Here is a 24,167-nt window from a genome sequence, read left to right on the forward strand (position 1 = left end):
AGCAAACTCAATCACTAATATTAAGATCTCATCAAATAATATATTCCATTTGAAGATAAAAATTGCATTACCATTAGCTAATGCTTCGATTGAAGAACAACTAAATGGAATATTTGACCCATTATTACTCCTAGAATAATCATAAGGAGATTGACTAAAGTCTAAACGAAAGCCTGCCCCAAAAAATCATTTGGATGTGTTACCTTAAGAATTAACTATAGTCAACATTAATCAAACTGGTTCATTGGAATCTAGAGCACTTACGATAACGAGTTCTGATTCTTCGTAAATTTTAATAGTATCTATTTCTATTATCATATCTGTCTGATCACTGAAATAAATATTTCTTTTATTTAAAGCCTTCTCAATTGATTTAGAAAGTGAATTCTTAACAATTTCAGGCTTTGAGTTATTAGAATTATTTTTGATGTTTTAATCTTGGTTTAAGCTATAACGATGTATTTACTGCAAATGCCAGTCAGAGACATCAGAAAATTGAAACAGCCTTTACAGAAACATTTATTTTTACAATTTCTGTCGCTCAACCAGAAATAGGAGTAATAATAAAGGCTGGGACTATTCTTTATAACAGTTAAGAAAATCAATTATTTAGACAAAAATTAAAGCGACAAAGATTTTAGAAAGCAATAGTTTAAATCATTTGACTTAATCGAAGAAATAAAACCATGGGATGGTTATAGCCGAAATAATAATGGAACCTCTCGATAAGTAAAAAAATAAGCAATGAAGTTGTACGATTATGTTTTCTGTATTATTTACTTACAGCTTAACAAAACAAACAAGTCAATTCCAGAATGGGGTACCATTTTTGTGATTTCAGCTATACAACTAGTAAATATCATGACAATTTTAATATATAATGATGTCGATTTTGCTAGTATTTCAAATAAGGAATTTTCGATTGGAGCATTCGTTTTGGTATTAATTAACTGGACAATATTTGTTTATAAAAGTCGCTACAAGAAGATTTTAAAAACCTTTAATAAACGTATAACTTGGTTAAAACGGATTTTAGTTTTCGCATATTTAGTGTTATCAATATTTGCTTTATTTTGGACTGAGAGGATACTTTATCTACCTATTTTAATAACCATTCTTCTTTTACTTATTATTCTACTTCAAAGTAAATCTTTATGGAAAGATTGAGAAGTATTTGAATCAAAAGTCTTTAATCACTCGAGTTGTACTTCATAGTAAGTCAGCAAAATAATTTTTTTATTAAAATAAGTTCGAAAAGCTTTAATGGCTCCTGTTTTATATTACGAGATTTGATATCGTGAGTGCGTTTTGAAAAATTAAAGAGGTCTAAGTTTAAGTAACTATTGCTTCATTTTTATGAAAGACCGAAGATTTGACCGTGTTTGTTTGTGGTTCTTGGATCTTAGAATGATCGTTTAATACAGAGAATTATCGCGATGAATAAGATTAGATTAGCTCAATATCTTGGTTTAAAAAGTTCGGATTTTGTCCCTTAATGCCTACAAAAAAAACGATAAACCACGACAGCAGTCGTGGTTTTTTTGTTTTGAATTAATTAAGCTAGCAAACTCAATCACTAATATTAAGATCTCATAACCATACTGCTTACAGTGAAAAAAAGCCCATCCATTTACTGGACAGGCTCTACCTAAAAAAATAAACACTGAGCTAATTCAATATTTAAAGATTCTAAATGAAAAAAGAAAATTATTCTTCCAATAACTTGTAAGCAAATTGAGGATATCCTCTTTCATTACTAGGACTTGTAAGTGCAAGAAATTGGAGTTTGTAGTAGTTTCCATTGGCATCGTGAATAACATAGAAAATATCTTCTATAAGTGATGGTGAAGCGCTAGGACCACCGCCGTTTCTCCATGTACTACCTATACTTCTTTGGTCATTTTCAAAATTGCTATCCACAACATCTAATAAACTAAAGTCCTCGTAGGTGATACCTTCCTCAGCTTCATCAATCATATAAGCTCGCGCACTCGACTTGATGTTATTGGTTATAAAGTCTGCATAGGCATAGGCTCCATAACTTTGTCCACCAAAAACAGCCTCGTTTGTAAATACGGTATAGCACAAATCCCATTCTTCTTTTTGTGGCTCAACACTCACTACTGATTCTGTATTAAAACTGAAAAAAGTATAGTGGAAGGAAGGGTTTTTATTAATGGTAGTTGTTTGAAAGGTAGTATCGTCAAGGTTAGCATATTGCAATAAATAATTCTCACCGACTTTTAAGATTCTAATCTTCTTCCAACCTCTAGCATCTCCTTTGTAGTTTGATGAACCAGAATTAGGTTGATCTACACCTACTTCATAGCCTAGATTGATTAGATAAACGTTGTTGTTTGAATCTACTGAAGAGACTGCATCTATAGCGGTTCCTGATATATTCCCATCTGGTGCATCGATAAACTCCATATTCGCTGGATTGAAATTACCTACTTCTGCCTGTGGTTGTAATTGTTGCACTTCAGGATTGGTTGAGTTTACTGCAGTCATATCGTTAGTAGATAAGCGAGCGGCCATCATGAGGATAGACCCATTTATGATAACCCTATCTTGCATAGAACTAAATCCTAAATCCCACGAGGTTCGGTTAACCTCGGTTGCGATATTGGTACTCAAATCAAAAAAGACCTGGTTGGGCATATTAGGACCACCTACATTTGGAGAAACTGTAGCGCCATCTACGGTCACTACGATTGGTCCCATAGGCTCATCGTCTTCACTACAACTACCTAATAGTAGAATGCTTATAATAGTTAAAGCTGTTAATAGATTATTTTTCATGTTTTAAAAATTAAGTTTATATAAAAGTTTTAAATAAAAAGATCGTCCGTAACCCAGTAAAATAGAATTTGTTGCTGTGTTGTGTGCACCGCCACTAGAGGTATAATTAGTATTTACACGAGTAATATCAAATAAATTACGCGCTCCTACTGTAGCCTCTAATTGATCACTTAAAAAGGATTTTCTTATCGATGCATCTAACCATGAATAAGCATCTGTTTCAATCTTGGAAAAAGTTGAATTACCGTCACTGTCTGAACCTGTAACCCTAAAATCTTGCTGTCTTCCGTTATAATTTACAAGTAGCGAGAAAACCGTATCCCACTTAGGGTAACGATAATTAAGACTGGCATTCAATTGGAATTGATACAAGTAGTCGTCACTAGCATTATCTTCACTTGCTAGCTCTCTAGATATACCAAAAACAGTTGCATTTAAAGAGGTACTCCAGTTCTTTAATTTAAGTGAATTAGTATTAGTTAATCCTATAAAACGATAACTATCTATATTCACATATCGGTACTGTAAAGGATTCGTATTTACAATGGATAGTTCAATGCGATCAGATAAATCAATGTAAGTTAGTTTTACACTATTTTCTAATCTAATCAAAGAATTATCAAACCAAGTTTTCTTTTTTAAACTTAGGAAAGTAGTTAAACCTTCTTCCGGTTTTAAATTCTCGTTACCTTGAACATCATGGTTAGCATCAACAAAGTAATAATAAAGCTCAGTAAAATCAGGAACCCTATACGATGTGCCTACATTGGCTCTTAATTCAAACCCTTTTTCAAACAACTGTCTTGCTGTTAATTCATAAACCGCCTTGTTATCAAATTGAGAGTTATAAATGAAACGTATACCAGGACGTACAGTTAACTTATCACTTAAACCTATTTCAGAAGAGATGAACCCAGCAAAATCATTGATGTTTCTAGTTTTAGGATTTAAGATGTTTTCTCCTGCAGCTTCCCTATCAAAACCTTTTTGTAAAGTTATTTCATAACCTACCTGAGCATTAAAACGATCCGTTTTGAAAAGATTCCCTAATGTACCTTTTGAATAGAAAAATTTCCCAGATTGGTTAACTTCATCTATTTCTGCAGTTCGTTCTCGGGTAAGAATGAAATAGTTAAATTCATTCAATCTTCTTTTTTGTTCTTGATAGGATAATGAAACACTATACCTTAAACCAGAATCAAATGTACCAGAGCCATTAAGGTGATTGAATATTCTTGAAGTTTTATAAATCCTATCAGTAGCAGATGGATTAATGGTTGAATTCTGGCTATTAAAATTACTTCTTACTGTAGAATTAAAGAAGTTGATAGTCTCGTCAAAGTACTCAAACTTATAGAAAAACTTGTGCTTTCTATTATTATAGCCTAACAATGCGTTTGAGGTAATTTGTTCCTTAGGTAACCACTCGTAACCTCGCAAACCATCATTCTCAAAATAATCACGCCCTTTCTTATTATTAAAAAAACCAGCAAAATCGTTTCTGGTTACTCCTACACTCGCATACCAATTATCATTAATGTTGTGTGAAATTGTAGCACCTTGTACATGCCTACCTTCATCAAACCATGCGTACTCGTCGCTTACCGTTTCTTCTTGCAAGGAGAGATTAATTCTCCATTTGTTTTTATCAGATTTTTTGGTGATAATATTTAAAACACCCGATACGGCATTAGCACCATATTGAACTCCCATAGATCCCTCAACAATTTCTATACGTTCAACATCGTCTAGATTAATTTGCGTGAGATCAATGTTGCTTCCTACACCATTATCACTCACTATGGGAACATTATCAATGAGAACATTAAAATAACGAGCATCTAATCCAAAAAAACTTACTGTACTCCTACCTGTTGAAGCACTAGGTGTTACATTAAGATTTAGATTAAAATTGAGCAAATCCGCTACATTAACAGCAGCTATTTGTTTGATTTGTTCTGCTTTAATGACTCGCACGTTGTAAACCGATTTTTTAATTGATTGTGGATTATACTGTCCGGTCACCACAATCTCTTCTAGCGACTCTACCTCAGTTGTATCAATAACAACTGTTTGTTGTGAGTTCGCTTTCGCGAAAGCGAGAATTAAAACCAATAAAACATTAAACTTAAACTTCATTATTAATTAGAATGATTCTTAATAAGGCGCAAATATATATATTTTATTTTTATTTAGAATCAATAAAAACAACTATTTTTGCAGCAACAAAAAATTTGTACTAATCATGAAAAAAGTTTTAATACTTGGTGTTCTATTAATTTCTATTGCAGCAACTGCTCCTAGTAAAAGGAATGATGATGCTTATGCCATTAAACAAATGTGTGGCTGTTTTGAAGTCACTTTTAACTTTGCGGAAACCTTTAATTATTCCCAAGATTCACTATATAAGCCCTCAAAAACCAAAGTTGATAAAGGACTAGAATGGGCTCAATTGGTTACTGATGAAAAAGACAAAATCCAAATTCAACACTTACTTCAAGTAGGAGATCCTTCAAATCCGTATATCGTGAAACATTGGAGGCAAGATTGGCTGTATGAGAATACAGATTTATATGAATACAACGCCGACAACAAATGGGATTTCATTCAATTAGACAAAAAGGACGTAAAGGGTCAATGGACTCAAAAGGTATATCAAGTTGATGATAGTCCTAGATATGAAGGTACAGGAACCTGGGTGCATGTTGATGGTAAAAGCTATTGGGAAAATACCACTAGTGCTCCATTACCTCGCAGAGAATATACTACTCGTAGCGATTACAACGTAACTATGAGAGGTAATCGTCACGAAATTACGGATTATGGATGGGTACATGATCAAGACAACTTAAAGATCATACGTAAAGAAGGACAAGAGGATCAAGTACTAGCAGCCGAAAAAGGTTATAACACCTACAAAAGAGTAGACGATAGTCGTTGTGCAGCGGCGGCTCAATGGTGGAAAGATAATAACGACAAATGGAGTACCGTACGTTCTAAATGGGACGAAGTTTACAACCGCAATACGGATTTACGTTTACATGAAAAAGTAGATAATAAATTGCTTTTCAAGCATTTGTTTGATGAAGAAATTAAAACTAAAGATCAAATTGATCCTATTATTGAATCATTCATAATCTCAAACCCTAAATAATGAAAGGAATTTTAAACTTAATCCTAGGCGTTGTTGTAAGCTCGTTTTCAATAGCCCAAAACAATGTATTTTTGGAAAGATCTTACTGGAATTCAAAACCTAGTCTAGAACAAGTAAAACAAGACATCGCGGCCGGAAACGACGCAACTCAATTGAATCAAAATGCCTTTGATGCTGTTGTATACGCGATTAACTCGGGTGCTGATAATGATGTGATCTTTCATTTATTGTCGTTAGAAGGAAATGATGTAAACAAACTTACACACGACGGAAGAACCTATATCTTTTGGGCTGGTTATAAAGGGAATCTACAAGTCCTAGAATACTTAATGAGCAATGGAGCCAATACAGATGTGATTGACAGTCATGGTTATACCTATCTTAATTTCACAGCAAATGCTGGACAGCAAGACACGGCTTTGTATGATTTTATATTTGAAAACGGTGGTAGCCCTAAACAAGTTAACAAACAAGGTGCCAACGCTCTTCTTCTAATTGCTCCATCTTTAAAAGATGAGAAGCTCCTATCCTACTTAATAAGCAAAGGATTTGACCTTAACGCAACCGATTATGATGGGAACAACATATTTAACTATGCTAGTAAAAAGGTTAATCCTGATTTTCTTAATCTTTTAGTTGAAAAAGGGATAGACTATAAAAGCAAAAATGAGAATGGTGGAAATGCCTTCTTATTTGCAGCAAGAGGTACACGAGGAAACTCAAATTCTCTAGAGGACTATCAATATTTAGAACAATTGGGTATTGATCCTAATGTTGTAAATAATGACGGAGTAAATGCCCTGCATTATTTATCAGGAAGAAATAAAGATTTAAAATTATTTGATTTTTTCATAGATAAAAATGTAGATATTAATCAAGCCAATAAAGAAGGTATCACGCCGTTCATGAATGCTGCACGTAGTAACGATAACACTGTTATAGATTATCTATTAGACAAAATAAAAGATATTAATACAATAGATGAGAATGGATATAACGCATTAACTCATGCTGTGCGTTACAATCGCGCAAGTGTAGTTGACTTACTTCTTAAAAACAAGGCTAACGCTCTTGTAGTAGACAAGGAAGGACAATCCATGGTTTACCATCTAATTCAAAGTTATAACAGCTCTAGACACGATGACTTCATCAAAAAATGGAAGTTTCTTACAGATGCCGGAATTGAACTTAGTGCTCCTATTTCAAAACAAACAACCATCTGGCATGAAGCTGTTAAAAAAGATAACTTGAAACTATTAAATTTTATTAGTATTGTTTCCAAAGAAAAGATAAACGATCTTGATAAGGATGGTATGACGGCGCTTCATCTCGCTGCCATGCAAACTAAGAATCCTGAGTTATTAAAATTCTTAATCGATCAAGGTGCAAGTACCCAAATTACTACTGCATTTGATGAAACAGTTTATGACCTAGCTCTAGAAAACGAGTTATTAATGAAAGAAAATGCTAATCTAGATTTTCTAAAACCCTAATTAAAAAATGATGAGAATATTATACATGGCCCTTGTTGCCTTGATTTGTCTATCTTTTACTGCTTCTACCGTTTCAAAAACGTCCGTAAAATGTATGATTCAAATGAAAAATTATACTGGTGAAGGTGCCTACATAGTAGTATCTGTAACCGATAAAGAAGGAGAATATAAAGAAACGATTTATGTTCATGGAAAGGATCCAGAATGGTATAGCGAGATTGACTCATGGTGGAAATTCTACGGTAAGCATAGACCAGATATCGACGCTATATCTGGTGAGACTATCGCTGGCGGTGAGCGTTCCATTAGTGTGCTTGAAATACCTACACAATACATAAATTCTAATCACAAACTACGTTTTGAAACTGCTGTAGAGGATCAAGATTACAATGAGGTAGATTTGGAACTAGATTTAACTGATAGTAATCTCAAATCAAAAGTTGACGGTACAGGTTGGATTAGATACGTGAGATTAATGCCTCAAAAATAAATAAGTGATTACATCTATATATAGATACAGTCACCTTGTACTCGCAGCTATTTCCTCCCTTTTTTTGGTAGTAGCTGCGATTACAGGTTTAGTACTTTCAACTGAACCGATTTTTTATGACTTAAAACAACCAGATAAAATCGATTTAAGTGAAATAAGCCTAGGACAAACTATTCATAAATTACAACAAGAATACGACGAGCTTATTACACTTTCTACAACCTCGCAAGGTCTTGTACTTGCCGATGTTGTAACTAAAGAAGGTACAAGCGTTACCGGCTACATAAATCCCAAAACAGGCATGTTTCTGGGAGATGAAATAACGCGACCTAGTATTTACAATTGGTTCACAAACTTACATAGATCCCTATTCCTTAAATCAATAGGAAGAGGTTTTATAGGTGTTTCCACCTTTTTATTAGTCTTAATAATCGTATCTGGTATATTTTTATTAGCACAGCGCCAGGGCGGATTTAGTAAATGGTTTTCCTCGATAAAGGATAAGGAATTCCATAAAAAATACCACGTAATACTTAGTCGTTGGCTTTTGATACCTATTCTTATTATTGCTATCACTGGTGTCTATCTTTCACTGGAACAGTTTGATTTGATTCCTGTTGAGAATCAATCTTTAGATTGGAGTTTATCTCCCGATGAGGAGTTACCATTACAAACAATTGAAAATCAAGACTTTTTTAAGACCACGACCCTAGATCAGGTTAAAGAAGTAAACTTTCCTTTTTCAAGTGATCCCATAGATTATTATGAAATTTATTTAAAGGAAAAAAGTGTTCTGGTCGCACAACACACGGGTGAAGTCATCGATCAGGTAGAAAATCCTTTTACAGCACTTGTTTCTTATTACAGTACCATTTTCCATACTGGGAGCGCATCGCCGCTGTGGTCTGTGATCTTAGGAATATCCTGTATAGGAATACTGTATTTTATTATTTCAGGATGTGTCATTTATTGGAAACGTAGGCCTAAGAAAAATTACAAGCTAGAACTTTCAAGCGCACAGGATAGTGAATATATTGTTTTAGTTGGGTCTGAAAGTGGCAGTACTTACGCTTTCGCGAAAGCGTTCACACAACAACTCTTAAGGACAGGTAAAAAAGTATCCCTGAGTGATCTTAATCATTACCAGCAATACGAGCGTGCCTTACACCTCATCATTTTTACAGCAACCTATGGTGATGGCGATGCGCCTACTAATGCTAGGAAGTTTTTTGATAGACTAGAAAAAATTGATCAACCTAGATCATTATTTGTGTCTGTAGTAGGATTTGGTTCTTCTATCTATCCAAAATACAATGAGTTTGGAAAACAAGTTTATCATCGTCTAGTAAAAGATGAGAATATGAAACCATACTTGCCGTTCACTGAGGTAGACGAAGAACACCAACCGGAAGAAACTTGTAAGCAGTGGCTGCAGTTATGGCAGCAAAAATCGGGTTTTCCTATGGAACTAAAGGTTGACCAGTTTCCTAAAAGCAATATTGAGAAACAAAAATTTAAGGTAACTCATCGCAGCCCATTAAATAAGGATGAAACCTTTATCATAAGCTTACAACCTACTAGTTATAATGATTATCAATCTGGAGACTTGTTAGAGGTTTATGCAAGTGAAAAAGCAAAGGCACGGCAGTACTCGATAGCTCGTATACAAAACAAAATAGTCTTAAGTGTTAGAAAGCACGAGCACGGACTGTGTTCCACTTATCTAGCAAACTGCCATAAAAACGATGATATCATGGCCACAATTAAAACAAATACCAGCTTTCATTTTCCTAAAGATGCTCCAAAAATTATCATGGTAGCAAATGGTACTGGAATAGCACCTTTTCTAGGAATGCTGGATGAAAATAAAACGAACATACCTATAGATTTATATTGGGGTGGAAAAAACATAGAGAGTCTTTCCATTTATGGAGAATATTTAGAAGATGCTCATAAAAAGCAACAAGTATCTAATTATCATATTTCATATTCTAGAGAAAATGAGGTTGTAGAATATGTACAACATAAAGTGGCTGAACACAAAGAAGAAATAACTACTGATTTGCAACAAGGCGCAGTCATCATGATCTGCGGATCTTTATCCATGCAAAACGAAGTTCTAGACTTATTAGAATTATGGAACAAAGAGAATCCTAAGATCCAACTAGAACAACTGTATAAAAATCAAAAAATCCTTACCGACTGTTATTAATACAGTCCGTAAGGATAATATTCAGTAAGTTGGAAGCCTATTAAGCAGTAACTTTTTCTGGTGCCCAAGCCTCACACATCATTCCGGCACTTGCCTTTTCTGGATGAGGACAAGAAGATGACTTGAATCTAGCACATTGTGCGCAATCGTGTTCATTATTAAGATCGGCACGCATATCAAAACTGTTACAAGTGTAACTGCTGCTCACTGCCACTTCATGAATTTTACATGTATTATCTGCGTTCAAGTTTGAACAATTTCCACAAGTATTTCCTAATCTAATTGCCATAATCTTTGATTTTTATTTAAAGATATAACACTTTACAAGAAGAATATTCAATAAGTTGTTAATTACCAATAATATGCATTTAGAATAAATAAAGATAAATGAACTTTAACACTCTAATTTTATTTAGAATAATTAAAAATAGATTATATTTGCACTGTAAATAAAGGGTTTATAACCGATTAATTATTTTTCATGAATCACGAACTTCAATTAATTACAAAAAATCAATTTGGTGAACTTAACTATTGCAATGGTTGTGATTGTTATTCGCTTGTTTTTTCTAATTTCATTTTTAAGTTCACTGTGGATGAGTTTGAAACATTTCAAAATTATATCAATGACATTCCCATGTCGTTTTGGAATAACTCTGAGATGATGAAAAATAAAAAACGTCGCATTCCAATTCACACTAAACAAAAGAATCTTACGCTTGTTTTTAATGGTGAAGAATTTACAAAGCTCAAGGCTTTGGTAAATGGAGTTACTAAAAAAGATGAATTCTTATCCTTATTAGATATTGATTATCCGCTTCATTTGAATTAAGGATACTTAAAAAGCTTCAGCAATACTTAAGTAAAAGCTACTAGCTCCATTTTGTCCACGACCGTAGTCAAATCTTAGATTTAAATTTTCTGATTTATCTAGCATAAATCTTAGTCCAGCACCATAATTAAATTTTAAGCTGTCAAACTGAAAATCAGATATATTATTATAGACATCTCCGGCACCTACAAAAGCCACTAGCCCTATCCTACTATCTTTAAAGTTTTTACGGTACTCTATTTGACCAGCTAGTAAATCGCGGTCCACGTACCTACCTTCACGGTAACCTCTCATAATTTCACTACTACCAAAAAAGGAAAATTCTGAAAAAGGAATATCTCCTCGCGTGAATCTACCTATTGTTTGTATTGCAAGAATGTCAAGGTTATTTGGTGATACATCTATATAATGTCTTAAATCAAAACGAGTAAGATTGAACTTATGAGTACCACCTACTGCTTCAAAATATTTACCATGTGTAAATTCCAAATACCATCCGTCTTGAGCATTTAATATATTACTACGGCTATCGTATAATAATGCAGCTTCTACACCAGCCGATGTTGAACCATCATTACCACTAGGTCTAGTTTGATCAATGAGTTTTCCCGGTTCTATTTCAACATCATAGATTACATTATACCTTACACCAGCTCCTAGAAATAAATACCTTAGTGAGGTTTGCTTGAGAAATATAGGCTCAAATAAAAACTGATAATAATTATACTGTTCTTCATTACTTTCAGGTGAATTGTTTCCCATACCGTAATAAAGCCTAGGGTAATTCTGGAACAACAAATTTCCTTCAATCACCCATTTTTCCTGATTGGTAAAAACTTCAAATCCTGAATACAAAAAGAACTGGTTGTTTAACGTATACTGTAAGGTGATCGGCATGTTTGAGGTTCTAGTTTCCTCGCCACTACCATTAAATTTGAATAAATATTTTGCTCCTGTTCCAAAAGCAAAACTGGTCTCTGGAGAATAACTTATCACCGGTGCGGCGATAAACTTTTGTAGGTATAAACTACTATCTTTTTCTACAGCTTTACGATTCGGGTAAAAAGTAAAAAACTCTTTAAGATCTTCAATAGTTCCCTTTTTTTCTTGAGCGTTAAGAGAAGAACAACTTAGGATTATCAGTATTACGGATAGGTAGAAATATTTCAATACATGCTATTTAAACGCCCAAAATAAAACAGGCGTAATAATAAAAGTATCAGTGTTTTACTAATTAGGAAAACTTTATCACTCTTTAGGGTGACAAAAGTCATCCTTTATGGCTTGTAGTCGGTTCTAGATTTGTATCAAATTTAAAATTTATAGGTATGAGCACTTTGTATAACAATATAAAAACCGACTGGGAAAATCACTTCATGATGTATGCTGCACTAGCTATTATAGCATCAACCTGTTTGGGAGGATTTGCGGTATTGTCCATTTTCAATAATGGTAGTGGTATCCCACAAATGATTCAAATATTTCTTGTGGTAACGATTTGTAATATCGTAAACGCTTCTATTCTAACAGTTCAAAAACCAGAACGTGTATTAAAGGCACTTATAGCAAGTTTAATCATTTGCTTCCTCATTACGGCAATTAATCTATTGTTCTAGAAATGGATTTAGTTAGAAAGTATAACGTAGCTGGTCCTCGTTATACCAGTTACCCTACAGTTCCCTATTGGGATGATACTACTTTTGACGTTGAGTCCTGGAAGGAATCTGTTAAAGTAAGCTTTCGCGAAAGCGGAATAAATACAGGCATCTCATTATACATACACCTACCTTTTTGCGAAAGCATGTGTACTTTTTGTGGATGTAACAAAAGAATTACTAAAAATCATAAGGTCGAAACACCTTATATTGAAAGTGTTTTAAAGGAATTTGATTTGTATTTAGATTTAATGGAGCAAAAACCTAGAATCAAACAAATTCATTTGGGTGGTGGAACTCCAACATTTTTCTCACCACAGAATCTAAAACAACTTATAGACGGCATTTTCAAAAATGCATATCGGGATGATAACGTAGAGTTCAGTTTTGAAGGACATCCTAACAATACCACATACGAACACTTAAAAGTTCTACATGATTTAGGTTTTTCTAGAGTGTGTTACGGTGTTCAAGATTACAATCTCAAGGTTCAAAAAGCTATAAATAGAGTTCAACCTTTTGAAAACGTTCAACAAGCTACTCAAATGGCTAGGGACATAGGTTATAGTAGTGCAGGACACGATATCATTTACGGTTTACCTTTTCAAACCTTAGAAGATGTAATATCGACAATTGAAAAAACGATAGAACTTAAACCAGATCGCATTGCTTTTTATAGTTATGCACACGTGCCATGGATTAAAGGTAATGGACAACGTGGTTTTAAGGACGAGGATTTACCACATCCTACGATTAAAAGAGCGCAGTATGAAACGGGAAAACTCTTATTGACACAAGCAGGATATGTAGAGGTCGGCATGGATCATTATGCACTGCCCGATGATACTCTTGCCGCTGCTATCCATAACGGTAAACTACATCGTAATTTCATGGGTTATAACAGTTCCAAAACAGATTTAATGATAGGTCTAGGTGTTTCCTCAATAAGTGATAGCTGGTCAGGATTTGCACAAAATTATAAAAACATAGAGGACTACAAGCAAGCAGTAGACCTAGGTATACTACCTGTTTTTAGAGGTCATATCCTTACCGAAGAAGATATGATTATAAGAAGGCATATTTTGAATTTAATGTGTCAATTTTCTACTAACTGGACTTCAAACTCAGATTATTTTGATGAAGTTCCAGATGTTCTTATAGCTCTTAAAGAATTGGAAGCCGACGGACTAGTTATTCTGGATAAAAACGGTGTTATTATTACTGAAAAAGGTAAACCCTTTGTTCGAAATATATGCCTACCGTTTGATTTAAGACTTAAGAGAAAAAAACCTGATACACAGTTATTTTCTATGACGGTTTAACTTACTACCCATTTAAAATGCTCGTCGATAATCTTACTTTTATTATCAGATAAGTAATCAATATACGCTTGCGCCACTGGTGTAAGCGTTTTGTTTTTTAGCCATACTAAGTTCCACTTTGTTTCTATAGGTAAGCCTGGATAATCAACGGTCTCGATCAATCCCATTTCAAGAGCATTTTTGATTCCGATTTTGGGCATAATTGAAAAACCCAGTCCAGCTATTACAGCTTGTTTAAGTGCCTCGTTTGAAGTTAATTCAATTCTCTTTGTAATTGGATATTCATTTGCTTTTAAAAAATCTTCCATCGCATTGCGAGTAGCACTACCCGATTCTCTGTATAACAGTGGTTGACTCATGAAAATATCTTCACCTTCCTTTAATTTATTTATTCTTTTTTTGTTCCCTACTAAGAAAAGTTCATTTTTAAATATAGAAAAGGTTTTAAGCGATAAATGCTCTGGCAATACAGAAACAAGAGCAAAATCTACTAGATTCTCCTCCAAATCTTTTATTACTCTTTGTTTGTTAGTCACATCCATTTTAAACTCAATTTGTGGATGTTCATCTATAAAACCTGATAAGAAATAAGGCATTAAATACTTACCGGTAGAGACTACAGAGATTTTTAAAGTACCAGCCAATTTTCCTTGAAAGCGTTGAACCTTGTGCTCCATTTCCTTGATTTGTTCAAGAATATTGATCGCTGTGCGAGCTATTTCTTCACCAAAATCAGTTACATAAAGCTGTCTACCAACTACCTCAGTTAAGGGTAAGGGAAACTGCTCTTGAAATTTTTTAAGCTGTATGGATACTGCTGGCTGGGTTAAAAAAAGACTTTCAGATGCCCTTGTGATACTTCTATGCTTAACAATCTCTATAAAAATTTGTAATTGATGTAAGGTGTAATGCATAAACTTGTTTTATGGTAAAGATAAAAATATAAATAAAAATATATGCAAATGATGTTCAACCTTTGCACCGTAAATGAGAGCATGTTATGGCAAGAACACAAAACCTGTATTCCAATCATAATTCAAAGAGAAAGTTAATCCGGTTGAAAACAACCGCGCAACTTATTAGCATTCAAATTGATAAGACAAAAATAAGTAAAGGATTACAAGTTTTATCGGTTTCTAGCTTTTTAACAATTTTACTCGTTGCTGTTGTATACAGTTATTGGAATAATACCTATCACTTTAAACCCTTACTATTTTCTAGCGGTATTATTTTCTTACTCATTTCATTAAAATTTATTAACTCTAAAAACAAGTAATATGTCTGTAATGATTAACCACAAAGTCAATCTCGTAGAAGGGACTTTTACACCGCAAGAATCTTTGGATATCATTAATGCGTTAATCAAAGAAAAAATTAATTTCCATAAACTACATAGACTTTCGATAGCTGAAGGTAATCTTTATGAAGATACAAGTTATGATGATGACCGCGTGGCACAACTAAATGAAGAACGTCAATCTTACCGAGAATTTTACAAAGAGATTAAACAAAGCGGCAAAAAGTTACGCATTAAAGGAACTATAGAAATTGAGGTTCTAAATTAATTCTAAGATTACTAAACACTTATGGATTTACATTTACTGGCAGATAACCTAACAAATCCTGCCTTATTATTTTTTATTCTAGGTCTTATTGCTTCACAAATTAAAAGCGACCTAGAAATTCCGCGAACCTCTTCAAAATTCATTTCACTATACCTTCTATTAGCCATAGGCTTTAAAGGTGGACAAGAACTTTCTCACAGCCCTATTACAAACGATATTTTATGGGCTTTAATCATGGGTATTGCTCTGGCTGCACTGGTACCCGTCTACACTTTTTTCATATTAAGAATTCGGTTTAGCCTAGAAAACGCTGGAGCAATTGCTGCAGCCTATGGATCAGTAAGTGCTGTCACCTTTGTAACTGCAATAAGTTTCCTAGAAATGGAAGGAATAGAATTTGGCGGACACATGGTGGCAGTAATGGCCTTGATGGAAGCTCCTTCTATTATAGTAGGTGTCCTTTTAATGAGGATATGTAGTAAGAAGAAAAATAAAAAAGATAAGGATACGAGCAAGATAGTTAAGCATGCGGTAACTAATGGTAGCGTTTTAATGATTCTGGGTAGTTTAGTCATCGGAATATTAGCCAACGACGCACAGGCAGCCGATATCAAACCTTTTACCACAGATATCTTTAAAGGATTTCTTGCTGTATTCTTATTAGATATGGGTATTGAAAGCGGTAAAAAAATTGGTGCATTAATTAAGAAAGGTTGGTTTGCCTTAGGATTTGCTCTAATAATTCCAATTATAAATGGAATCTTTATCGCTTGGGTTTCACAATTTGTACTTTCAGAACCAGGCGATAGATTTTTAATAGCCATACTGGCAGCGAGTGCAAGTTATATTGCAGTTCCTGCGGCCATGCGTATAGCAGCACCTAAAGCCAACCCCAGTTTATACTTACCTATGGCGCTAGCGATAACCTTTCCCTTCAATATCACTTTGGGCATGCCATTATATATGTATGTGATACAATCTTTATAGTTGAATGGTTAACTAGAATTATAAAAAGGAACTCAAAGATGGGTTCCTTTTTTATTTCACGCATGTGGTATGGAGAAGTTCATTTTTAAACTTAGATCATTTAAAAAATTGATTTTTCTACTCTATAGAAATTCTCTCATCGTATGTCATTTCATTTTGAAAGTGCCAACTTTAAATTTTGACGTTTTCGGTCCTTTGTAATTGTTAAATTTTGAAAAAAAGTGAACCATCAACAAAAAATAAAAAAGTAGATTTTAAGAGTTTTATAACATTTGAAATTTGGCTAAGCCTTTGCAAAATAAAGGTTTGTTAAACCTTTGAACAGACTATCAACAACTTAGCTTAACAAGCTAGTAAATTTAATATAAAAAACTGTTTTACAGTACTTTAAGCCATTGTTGAAAACATTGTGAACAACCTCAATTGCTCCTTCTAGTTACACCAATAATTTATACGCAATTTTACTTAACGTTAATTTAAAGAAGAAATAGGGCATGGAAATAGCATCGATTAGAAAGAGAGATTTTAGCGTTGTTCCTTTTGAACTGGATAAAGTAACATTGGCAGTTTTAAAAGCAATGAACGCGCAAGGAAATGGTGAAGAAAAAGACGCACAAAATGTGGCGCTTACCGTTTACAAGAAATTAAGTACCATTAAGGATAAAGATGCTAGTTTTATTCCTACCGTAGAGCAGATTCAAGATTATGTTGAAACGGCCTTGATGGAAAATGGTTTTCATGATATAGCTAAAGCTTATATCATATACCGTGAAAAAAGAGCTATGGGACGTCGTTCCAATATCTTTGAAAAACGAGTGAACCTAAAACCATACGAGTATCCACAATTATATGAATACGTTCCTGCAATTAGACACTCTTACTGGATACATACCGAATACAACTTCACAAGCGATATTCAAGATTTCAAATCTAGACTAACTGATGTAGAACGTAGTGCCATCAAGAATACGATGCTCGCTATTTCTCAAATCGAAGTTGCGGTTAAAAGTTTCTGGGGCGATATATACCATCGCATGCCTAAACCAGAAATAGGATCAGTAGGATCCACATTTGCTGAAAGTGAAGTACGTCATGCAGATGCCTACTCACACCTACTTGAAATTCTAGGATTAAATGAAGAGTTTAAAAAGCTTAAGAAAAATCCTGTAATTATGAAGCGTGTTCAGTATTTGGAAAACGCTTTACGTAATTCAAAAAGTGAAAGCGATAAAGAATATGCAGAATCTATTCTTCTGTTCTCTATTTTCATTGAACATGTTTCCCTTTTCTCTCAATTCTTGATCATCATGGCCTTTAACAAGCATAAAAACATGCTTAAAGGAATTTCAAATGTGGTTGAGGCTACATCTAAAGAAGAGCAAATACACGGTGACTTTGGTATCGATCTAATTAAAATTTTCCAAGACGAGCGTCCAGAGTGGTTCAATGAATCCTACACCGAAAAAATTCAAAACATCTGTAGAGAAGCCTACGAGGCAGAAAAAGCTATTGTAGATTGGATCTTCGAAGCAGGTGAACTTGACTTCCTTCCTAAAGCGGTTGTAAACGAGTTTATCAAAAACCGTTTCAATCGTTCCCTAATCAGCATTGGTAATGAGGCCATCTTTGAAGTAGATGAAGAACTTCTCGGTCAAACAGAATGGTTTGATGAAGAAATCATTGCCACCAAGCACGTAGACTTTTTTGTAAAAAGATCTATTAACTACACAAAAAGAAAACAAAGTATAACCAGCGACGACTTATTTTAATTATGATTCAAGAAAACAAGCAAGAACAAAAGGTTCAAGAGCAACAAGCAGCACCATCTGCTGCAGAACAATTACTAAAAGCACGTAAAGAAACCCTACAGAAAAGTAAGGAAAAACGACAAGAGCCGTTTTACTGGTTAAACGATTACAGTCGTAGGTTTCTTGAATCAGGATATTTAACCCAAGGAGTAACTCCTGAACAACGTATTAGAGAAATCGCAGATCATGCTGAAAAAATCCTAGGCATGCCAGGTTTTTCAGATAAGTTTTATGACTACATGTCTAGAGGTTTCTATTCATTAGCCTCTCCAGTTTGGTCAAACTTTGGTAAACGTCGCGGTCTTCCTATAAGTTGTTTTGGATCTCATATCGATGATGATATGGGTAACATCTTATATACGCAGTCAGAAGTTGGTATGATGTCAAAATTAGGTGGTGGTACATCAGGTTATTTTGGTAAAATACGTCATCGTGGTGCGGCTGTAAAAAATAATGGAGAAGCTTCTGGTGCTGTACACATTATGCAATTGTTTGAGTCAATGGTCGATGTAGTAAGTCAAGGATCAGTGCGTCGTGGCCGATTCTCTCCTTACCTACCTGTAGAACATCCAGACATCATGGAGTTTCTAGAAATAGGTACTGAAGGAAACCCAATTCAAAGTCTTACTCACGGTGTAACTGTGACTAACGACTGGATGGAAGAAATGATTGGTGGTGACACTGAAAAAAGAGCCATTTGGGCCAAAGTTCTTCAACGTCGTGGTGAGATGGGTTATCCATACATTTTCTTTACAGATAATGCTAATAAAGGTGCTGCTGATGTTTACCAAGACAAAGACCTTCCTATTTATGCCAGCAATTTATGTACAGAAATAATGCTACCTTCAAATGACGACTGGTCGTTCGTTTGTGTACTGTCAAGCGTTAATTTATTGCACTATGATGATTGGAAAGATACTGATGCGGTAGAAACCATGATCTACTTCCTAGATGCTATTATCACTGAATTTGTTGAAAAATTAGAAGCGTATAGAGATTCTGAAAATAGAGATGATCGTCAAACGTTCTTATTTATGGAGCGCGCCTACAATTTTGCAAAAACAAATCGCTCTTTAGGTTTAGGAGCATTAGGATGGCACTCACTTTTACAATCAAAACGTTTATCGTTTGGAAGTCAAGAAGCATTCAATTTGAACAGTGAAATTTTTAGAGAAATAAAAGATCGTTCTTACAAAGCAAGTGAGGAACTAGCCAAAAAATTTGGAGAACCTGAAGTTCTTAAAGGTTATGGCCGTAGAAATGCTACACTTAATGCAGTAGCGCCTACTACATCTAGTGCCTTTATTTTGGGTCAGGTATCTCAAGGAATTGAACCTATTTGGTCAAATATTTATGTAAAAGATATTGCAAAGATTAAAACCACCATCAAAAACCCATTCCTTGTAGAGCTTTTAGAGGAAAAAGGAATGAATAATAAAGAAGTGTGGAGAGATATTCGCGATCATGATGGATCTGTACAGCATTTGGATTTCTTAACAGAAGAAGAAAAAGATGTTTTTAGAACTTACCCTGAATTAGATCAAAACGATATCGTTTATCAAGCTGCAAACCGTCAAAATCATATTGATCAAGGTCAGTCGGTTAACTTAATCGTTCATCCAGATATGCCTATTAAAGAGATTAATAAAATTCATATTAATGCATGGAAATTAGGCCTTAAGTCACTGTATTACCAGCACAGTATGAATGCTGCACAAAAATTCAAACAACAAAAAGAATGTACTACATGTGAAGCTTAAGTAATTACTTGTAATTAATAAAAAAAGCCATCTTTTTCAAGATGGCTTTTTTAATTCCTCTAATTTTTAAGGACAATCAAATCGTAATTCCCCACTTACAACTCTTTAGCCTCGTTCCAATACACATCCATCTCGTCCAGCGACATATCATGTAGTTGTTTACCAGCCTCACCTGCTTTTTTTTCCAGATAAGAAAAGCGTTTGATGAATTTTTTATTAGTTCGCTCTAGTGCATTTTCTGGATTTACACCTAAATGTTTGGCATAATTTACAAGTGAGAAGAGCACGTCTCCTAGTTCGGCTTCAATTTTATCCTTATCTCCTGCTAGGACCTCAACTTCTAGCTCTGCCAGTTCTTCTTGTAACTTTTCTTTTACCTGTTCTGGTCGTTCCCAGTCAAATCCTACACCAGCCACTTTTTCTTGTATACGTGCACTTTTTACTAGAGCTGGTAAAGAATTAGGAACACCTTCTAACACACTCTTTTTACCTTCTTTAAGTTTAAGAGCTTCCCAATTTGCCTTTACCTCGGCCTCGTTTTCCACTTTTACATCTCCGTAAATATGTGGATGCCTAGAAACCAACTTATCGCAAATTCCATGAGCAACACTAGCAATATCAAACTCACCAGTCTCACTACCTATCTTGGAATAAAAAACAATGTGCAATAATAAATCACCCAGTTCCTTAGGAATTTCTTCTCGATCATCATCTAGAATAGCATCTCCCAGCTCATAGACTTCTTCAATGGTCAAATGACGTAGTGATTGCAATGTTTGTTTACGATCCCATGGACAGCCTTCTCGCAGTTCATCCATAATGGTAAGCAATCTATCAAGAGCTTCTAATTTTTCCTGGCGTGTAGTCATAAATTGATACTTTTGTGATAAAAGGAACTTACTTTTATCCGTGTGAATAGTTGGTTTAATTACGCTTTCGCGAAAGCGTACTCTCAAAAATACTACTGAACTTTTTCAGTCCATCTACTCACAATAATTATGGCATAAAATTAGTTAGCTTTACTCACAAACAAGAACAATGAACAGAATACTTTTCCTCTTACTTTTTATTTCACTAGGTGGGACCATACAAGCACAGGATTATATAACAGATGATACGTTTGAAACTACTGCGATGAAAAGCGATGGGCAACTTAAAGTCGTATCCTTTACCGCGGCATGGTGCGGTCCTTGTAAAATGATGAAACCTATTTTTAAAGAGTTAAATGAGGATAATGATCTGGATATTACGGTATATTATCTGGATATTGATCACAACGTGACCAATGATGTTCTCAACATTCACAGCGTGCCTACTATATATTTTATAAAAAATGGTGTAAAAATGGGCGAATTAATAGGTGGTCGTTCCAAAAGTCACCTTTTGAAAGAAATAAACAAGTTTAAAAATAGTGAGGCAACGGGAGAAAAACTGGACTACCTGCCTGTACCTAGTTCAATAGAAATAGTTGCTGGTGATCATAAGAAATTGACGGTAAAAACCGCTCAAAAAGTATGGAACAGTGTAGATAATTTAAATAAGCTGAGTGAATCTATATTTCTGAACCTGAACAATAAAGCAGACTTGCGTTACGGCCTGATGCTAGCAGAACGCAGCATAGAGATAGAACCTTCCCTAGTGAATACTGTGACAAAAGCTTATATCCTGTACAAATTAGGCGAATCAAAAAAGGCCAAAAAAGCACTTAAAATGGCTCAAAAGGTGGCAGGCGATCAAAAAGTAGAGGCTATTGAAAGTCTACTTAAAAAACTAGCTTAATGTTCAACCGCATAGCATTACTCATCCTAATATTCATGTGCTGGATGTTGCCGGCACAAGCTCAAACCTATGTTACAGATGCAACCATGGATGAAACTGTAATGCAGGAGAACGATCGCGTGGTAGTTCTTTTTTTTACCGCTACCTGGTGTGGACCATGTCAATACATGAAACCTATAATAAACAGTATTAAAAAAGAAGTGGACGTTGACATTTACTATCTAGACACAGATAATAACACCGCCGATGATATTTTACACGTAACTAGTATACCTACTTATTATTTCATTAAAAACGGACGAAAACTAGGTCAAACAACCGGTACTTTGAAAAGAGCACGACTTATCCAGTTAATTCTAAGACATGATGCAATGACTGTAACCGGTGATCTTTTACCCTATCGCGGTAAACCCAGTAAATTTTCTATCAAGGAAGGGCTTTCAAAAGAATTATCTTATGAAAGCATTGATAAAGTATGGTATGATGCGGCGCAACTTAATGCCACTGCATGGAACTATACTAGTGAATCGTCTCATTTACAGGATGTACAAGCTGCTCTCGTCATGATAAATCGCAGTATTGAACTAGAAGAAACGGTAAGTGCTCTAGAGACAAAAGCCTTTTTGCTGTTACGTTTAAACCGCAAAAAAGAAGCAAAATTGGTAATTGACCAAGGACTTAAACTAGCTCGTAAAAGGGATGAATTTACTGGAATTCTAGAAGGTTTACTAGAACGATTATAATCCCTTTAAATAACTGCTGTACAAATCGTTGATTTGGTATCCTTCTTTAAATCGGTGCTTGCTTAGTTTATCAAATTCCACCAAAGACCAAAGTAAAAATTCTTTTAAAAAGAATTTTTCCTCGCTAACTACATCGGGTTGATACTCGTTTATTAAATCTTCTAGTGGAGTAACTTCATTCAACAAATGCTCATATTCCTCATTGGACAACTCATCAAGTAATTCAATCCCGTTATTGTCAAAAAACCATTGCACAAGAGTATCGTATGGGGTCTGCTCATCAGCTTTGGTAAGCTTTTTAATTTCAGGAAAATATATTGGAAAAAGTGTTTTTGTAGCCTGAGCAATTAATTCTTGCGCTACAAATGCAGCTCCTTCTTGTTCTCCTTCATAAACCAACTCTATTTTACCCGTGATGGATGGTATGACACCTAAAAAGTCGCTATATCGTATAGTGGTTGTTTTTTCGCCACTAATAAGCGACCTACGTTCGGCAGTACTTAATAGGTTTTCATATGCGGTGATACTCATACGAGCACTCACGCCACTTTTTTCATCTACGTATTCACTTTCTCGTGCTGTAAAACTTATTTGTTCTAACAAATCTTTGGCAAGTTCAGGTACGTGAATGTGATTTTTTAGACGATCGTCATTACTAGCTTCTTGTTGGGTAATGATTTTGGCAATCTCAATAGATTTTGGATAATGAGTAAGTATTTGTGAGCCTATACGGTCTTTAAGAGGTGTTACAATGCTACCACGATTGGTATAATCTTCTGGATTTGCAGTAAATACAAATTGCATATCTAGTTGTAGCCTTAATTTAAAACCACGAATTTGAATATCTCCTTCTTGAAGAATATTAAATAAGGCAACTTGAATGCGCGCCTGTAAATCAGGTAACTCATTAATTACAAATATGCAGCGATTTGCTCGTGGTATCATACCATAATGAATCACCCTATCATCTGCATAACTTAACTTGAGATTAGCTGCTTTTATAGGATCGATATCTCCTATCAAATCGGCAACAGTAACATCTGGAGTGGCTAATTTTTCATAGAACCTTTCATCTCTATGTAACCATTCAATAGGCGTGTTATCGCCATGTTCTTCTATAAGTTGTTTCGCTTTTCGCGAAAGCGGATTTAAAGGATCATCATGTATTTCACTGCCACCTATAAAAGGAATGTATTCATCTAAAAGCTGAGTCATGAGCCTTGCGAGCCTAGTTTTGGCCTGTCCTCTTAAACCTAGTAAATTAATATTATGCTTAGATAGGATGGCACGCTCTAGTTCTGGAATCACAGTATTTTCATATCCATGAATTCCTTTAAAAGTGACTACATCATTTTTAATGTTATCAATCAAGTTATCACGCAGCTCATCCTTTATGGATTTTGATTTCCATCCAGCTTCCTTTAATTGACCCAGTGTTTTAATACTTTGAATATTCATGACATTACTTTGAGTAGTGAAAATACAGCGCATAAATGCATTAAAAAAGAAGACACCGCTGTTTTAACGATACTTTGAGTTTTAAAAAGCTCACTGTTCTCTTTATG

At 34.6% G+C, this 24,167-nt stretch carries 20 protein-coding genes; 13 read left to right on the forward strand and 7 right to left on the reverse strand.

The annotated features are described in order from the left end of the window. Window positions 1–1,707: 1,707 nt before the first annotated feature. Both BST93_RS11930 and BST93_RS11935 read right to left on the reverse strand, forming a co-directional pair. Window positions 1,708–2,802, reverse strand: coding sequence for an HmuY family protein (locus BST93_RS11930; protein WP_105019342.1), 1,095 nt, complete (start codon window positions 2,800–2,802; stop codon window positions 1,708–1,710). Window positions 2,803–2,805: 3 nt separating this feature from the next. Further along, window positions 2,806–4,941: a TonB-dependent receptor plug domain-containing protein gene (locus BST93_RS11935; protein ID WP_105019343.1), complete on the reverse strand. Its 2,136-nt coding sequence runs from the start codon at window positions 4,939–4,941 to the stop codon at window positions 2,806–2,808. Between the two features lie 106 nt (window positions 4,942–5,047). On the opposite strand from BST93_RS11935, the gene BST93_RS11940 reads away from it, so the two are divergent. The 4 genes from BST93_RS11940 to BST93_RS11955 are packed head-to-tail and all read left to right on the forward strand — an operon-like array spanning window position 5,048 to window position 10,151. Next, complete coding sequence (locus tag BST93_RS11940) at window positions 5,048–5,956, forward strand: DUF6607 family protein (RefSeq protein WP_105019344.1); 909 nt, start codon at window positions 5,048–5,050, stop codon at window positions 5,954–5,956. Beyond that, entirely contained in the window at window positions 5,956–7,449 is a 1,494-nt protein-coding gene (locus tag BST93_RS11945) for an ankyrin repeat domain-containing protein (RefSeq protein ID WP_105019345.1), read from the forward strand. Before BST93_RS11940 ends, BST93_RS11945 begins: the two co-directional genes overlap by 1 nt. Before the next feature lie 25 nt (window positions 7,450–7,474). Continuing rightward, complete coding sequence (locus tag BST93_RS11950; protein WP_258150552.1) at window positions 7,475–7,939, forward strand: DUF2271 domain-containing protein; 465 nt, start codon at window positions 7,475–7,477, stop codon at window positions 7,937–7,939. A 4-nt stretch (window positions 7,940–7,943) separates the two neighbouring features. Continuing rightward, window positions 7,944–10,151 carry a PepSY domain-containing protein gene (locus BST93_RS11955; RefSeq protein WP_105019347.1) on the forward strand — a complete coding sequence of 736 codons (2,208 nt, stop codon included), beginning with the start codon at window positions 7,944–7,946 and terminating at the stop codon, window positions 10,149–10,151. 40 nt (window positions 10,152–10,191) lie between these two features. On the opposite strand, the gene BST93_RS11960 is transcribed toward BST93_RS11955, so the two are convergent. Then, on the reverse strand, window positions 10,192–10,440 hold the full coding sequence (locus BST93_RS11960; protein ID WP_042277939.1) for a hypothetical protein: 249 nt from the start codon (window positions 10,438–10,440) through the stop codon (window positions 10,192–10,194). A 192-nt stretch (window positions 10,441–10,632) separates the two neighbouring features. Between BST93_RS11960 and BST93_RS11965 the strand changes: the two genes are divergently transcribed. Next, entirely contained in the window at window positions 10,633–10,983 is a 351-nt protein-coding gene (locus BST93_RS11965; RefSeq protein ID WP_105019348.1) for a DUF6686 family protein, read from the forward strand. Between the two features lie 6 nt (window positions 10,984–10,989). Here the strand turns inward: BST93_RS11965 and BST93_RS11970 are convergent, their stop codons facing one another. Further along, complete coding sequence (locus BST93_RS11970) at window positions 10,990–12,153, reverse strand: BamA/TamA family outer membrane protein (protein ID WP_105019349.1); 1,164 nt, start codon at window positions 12,151–12,153, stop codon at window positions 10,990–10,992. Window positions 12,154–12,311: 158 nt separating this feature from the next. On the opposite strand from BST93_RS11970, the gene BST93_RS11975 reads away from it, so the two are divergent. Further along, window positions 12,312–12,599: a hypothetical protein gene (locus tag BST93_RS11975; RefSeq protein WP_105019350.1), complete on the forward strand. Its 288-nt coding sequence runs from the start codon at window positions 12,312–12,314 to the stop codon at window positions 12,597–12,599. A gap of 2 nt (window positions 12,600–12,601) precedes the next feature. Further along, complete coding sequence (gene hemN / locus BST93_RS11980; protein WP_105019351.1) at window positions 12,602–13,960, forward strand: oxygen-independent coproporphyrinogen III oxidase; 1,359 nt, start codon at window positions 12,602–12,604, stop codon at window positions 13,958–13,960. Here hemN and BST93_RS11985 read toward each other — a convergent pair. Further along, on the reverse strand, window positions 13,957–14,874 hold the full coding sequence (locus BST93_RS11985) for a LysR family transcriptional regulator (protein WP_105019352.1): 918 nt from the start codon (window positions 14,872–14,874) through the stop codon (window positions 13,957–13,959). The two genes, hemN and BST93_RS11985, sit on opposite strands and share 4 nt — an antisense overlap. Window positions 14,875–15,246: 372 nt before the next feature. Between BST93_RS11985 and BST93_RS11995 the strand changes: the two genes are divergently transcribed. From BST93_RS11995 to BST93_RS12010, 4 genes are all read left to right on the forward strand, one after another. Next, window positions 15,247–15,525, forward strand: a complete 279-nt coding sequence (locus BST93_RS11995; protein WP_258150538.1) for a hypothetical protein — start codon at window positions 15,247–15,249, stop codon at window positions 15,523–15,525. 21 nt (window positions 15,526–15,546) lie between these two features. Next, on the forward strand, window positions 15,547–16,512 hold the full coding sequence (locus tag BST93_RS12000) for a sodium-dependent bicarbonate transport family permease (protein WP_105019355.1): 966 nt from the start codon (window positions 15,547–15,549) through the stop codon (window positions 16,510–16,512). A 494-nt stretch (window positions 16,513–17,006) separates the two neighbouring features. After that, window positions 17,007–18,281 (forward strand): ribonucleotide-diphosphate reductase subunit beta, encoded by a 1,275-nt coding sequence (locus BST93_RS12005; protein ID WP_105019356.1) that lies wholly within the window; start codon window positions 17,007–17,009, stop codon window positions 18,279–18,281. A gap of 2 nt (window positions 18,282–18,283) precedes the next feature. Next, window positions 18,284–20,080, forward strand: a complete 1,797-nt coding sequence (locus tag BST93_RS12010) for a ribonucleoside-diphosphate reductase subunit alpha (RefSeq protein WP_042277924.1) — start codon at window positions 18,284–18,286, stop codon at window positions 20,078–20,080. Between the two features lie 95 nt (window positions 20,081–20,175). Here BST93_RS12010 and mazG read toward each other — a convergent pair whose 3' ends face one another. Then, entirely contained in the window at window positions 20,176–20,949 is a 774-nt protein-coding gene (gene mazG / locus BST93_RS12015; RefSeq protein WP_042277923.1) for a nucleoside triphosphate pyrophosphohydrolase, read from the reverse strand. A 169-nt stretch (window positions 20,950–21,118) separates the two neighbouring features. Between mazG and BST93_RS12020 the strand changes: the two genes are divergently transcribed. Continuing rightward, window positions 21,119–21,859: a thioredoxin family protein gene (locus BST93_RS12020; RefSeq protein WP_052510302.1), complete on the forward strand. Its 741-nt coding sequence runs from the start codon at window positions 21,119–21,121 to the stop codon at window positions 21,857–21,859. Next, on the forward strand, window positions 21,859–22,602 hold the full coding sequence (locus BST93_RS12025) for a thioredoxin family protein (protein ID WP_258150539.1): 744 nt from the start codon (window positions 21,859–21,861) through the stop codon (window positions 22,600–22,602). The genes BST93_RS12020 and BST93_RS12025 overlap by 1 nt, the downstream gene beginning before the upstream one ends. On the opposite strand, the gene BST93_RS12030 is transcribed toward BST93_RS12025, so the two are convergent. Continuing rightward, window positions 22,597–24,060, reverse strand: coding sequence for a magnesium chelatase (locus tag BST93_RS12030; RefSeq protein WP_105019357.1), 1,464 nt, complete (start codon window positions 24,058–24,060; stop codon window positions 22,597–22,599). The two genes, BST93_RS12025 and BST93_RS12030, sit on opposite strands and share 6 nt — an antisense overlap. Window positions 24,061–24,167: the final 107 nt, after the last annotated feature.

The organism is Nonlabens tegetincola, from assembly GCF_002954355.1.
Classification (GTDB): Bacteria; Bacteroidota; Bacteroidia; order Flavobacteriales; family Flavobacteriaceae; genus Nonlabens; species Nonlabens tegetincola.

What these genes read in the sequence shown, in the direction of transcription:
- BST93_RS12010 (WP_042277924.1), top strand. Translation starts at nt 18,284, where the DNA reads ATGATTCAAGAAAACAAGCAAGAACAAAAGGTTCAAGAGCAACAAGCA.
- BST93_RS11950 (WP_258150552.1), top strand. Translation starts at nt 7,475, where the DNA reads ATGGCCCTTGTTGCCTTGATTTGTCTATCTTTTACTGCTTCTACCGTT.
- BST93_RS11930 (WP_105019342.1), bottom strand. Translation starts at nt 2,802, where the DNA reads ATGAAAAATAATCTATTAACAGCTTTAACTATTATAAGCATTCTACTA.
- BST93_RS11945 (WP_105019345.1), top strand. Translation starts at nt 5,956, where the DNA reads ATGAAAGGAATTTTAAACTTAATCCTAGGCGTTGTTGTAAGCTCGTTT.
- BST93_RS11965 (WP_105019348.1), top strand. Translation starts at nt 10,633, where the DNA reads ATGAATCACGAACTTCAATTAATTACAAAAAATCAATTTGGTGAACTT.
- BST93_RS12000 (WP_105019355.1), top strand. Translation starts at nt 15,547, where the DNA reads ATGGATTTACATTTACTGGCAGATAACCTAACAAATCCTGCCTTATTA.
- hemN (WP_105019351.1), top strand. Translation starts at nt 12,602, where the DNA reads ATGGATTTAGTTAGAAAGTATAACGTAGCTGGTCCTCGTTATACCAGT.
- BST93_RS11935 (WP_105019343.1), bottom strand. Translation starts at nt 4,941, where the DNA reads ATGAAGTTTAAGTTTAATGTTTTATTGGTTTTAATTCTCGCTTTCGCG.
- BST93_RS12030 (WP_105019357.1), bottom strand. Translation starts at nt 24,060, where the DNA reads ATGAATATTCAAAGTATTAAAACACTGGGTCAATTAAAGGAAGCTGGA.
- BST93_RS12005 (WP_105019356.1), top strand. Translation starts at nt 17,007, where the DNA reads ATGGAAATAGCATCGATTAGAAAGAGAGATTTTAGCGTTGTTCCTTTT.
- BST93_RS12025 (WP_258150539.1), top strand. Translation starts at nt 21,859, where the DNA reads ATGTTCAACCGCATAGCATTACTCATCCTAATATTCATGTGCTGGATG.
- BST93_RS11985 (WP_105019352.1), bottom strand. Translation starts at nt 14,874, where the DNA reads ATGCATTACACCTTACATCAATTACAAATTTTTATAGAGATTGTTAAG.
- BST93_RS12020 (WP_052510302.1), top strand. Translation starts at nt 21,119, where the DNA reads ATGAACAGAATACTTTTCCTCTTACTTTTTATTTCACTAGGTGGGACC.
- mazG (WP_042277923.1), bottom strand. Translation starts at nt 20,949, where the DNA reads ATGACTACACGCCAGGAAAAATTAGAAGCTCTTGATAGATTGCTTACC.
- BST93_RS11940 (WP_105019344.1), top strand. Translation starts at nt 5,048, where the DNA reads ATGAAAAAAGTTTTAATACTTGGTGTTCTATTAATTTCTATTGCAGCA.
- BST93_RS11960 (WP_042277939.1), bottom strand. Translation starts at nt 10,440, where the DNA reads ATGGCAATTAGATTAGGAAATACTTGTGGAAATTGTTCAAACTTGAAC.
- BST93_RS11995 (WP_258150538.1), top strand. Translation starts at nt 15,247, where the DNA reads ATGATTAACCACAAAGTCAATCTCGTAGAAGGGACTTTTACACCGCAA.
- BST93_RS11975 (WP_105019350.1), top strand. Translation starts at nt 12,312, where the DNA reads ATGAGCACTTTGTATAACAATATAAAAACCGACTGGGAAAATCACTTC.